Source organism: Tamlana crocina (genome assembly GCF_012037625.1).
The window spans coordinates 1-554 of the sequence record NZ_JAAVJS010000116.1 but is presented as its reverse complement, the minus strand read 5'-3'; the positions used below and the strand labels follow the sequence as shown (position 1 = coordinate 554).

Sequence of the window (554 nt, the reverse complement as noted above, 5' to 3'; positions counted from 1 at the left end):
TCCTGCTTTTTTAGTGAAAGATCCCGGTCTTAACAGTGGTTTCATGATCACACAGTATTCTGCCGCCAGTCTGGTAAGCCAGAACAAGCAATACGCTACCCCTGCCAGTATAGATTCAATTGTTTCGTCTAATGGGCAGGAAGACCACGTCAGTATGGGAGCCAATGCAGCGACAAAACTCTTAAAGATTACTGGAAATGTTCTGAATATTCTGGCGATTGAATTATTTAATGCTTCCCAGGCACTTCATTTTAGAGAACCGGAAAAAACGTCTCCAGTACTGGAAACCTTTTTAGAAGGCTTTCGATCTCAGGTCCCCATCCTGGAAAAAGATGAGATAATGTACAAGCATATTGCTGCTGCCGGGCAATTCCTTACTGAGGTAGCAATAGGTAAGATGGAAGAAAAAATCAACCACAATAATTACTAACCACTTTAGAAATGAATTTCAAAGATAAAATTTTAGAAGGTATTCCAAATGAGCTGCCTACGGCAAAACCTTATGAATCCAAAGTAAATCACGCTCCAAAAAGAAAAGATATATTAAGTCCCGA

At 39.9% G+C, this 554-nt stretch carries 1 protein-coding gene; it reads left to right on the top strand.

The window, feature by feature from the left end; all coding sequences use genetic code 11:
* Window positions 1–430: aromatic amino acid lyase (locus HC176_RS15885; protein WP_167919971.1), on the top strand; the 430-nt coding region annotated here is incomplete at its 5' end.
* Between the last annotated feature and the right edge of the window lie 124 nt (window positions 431–554).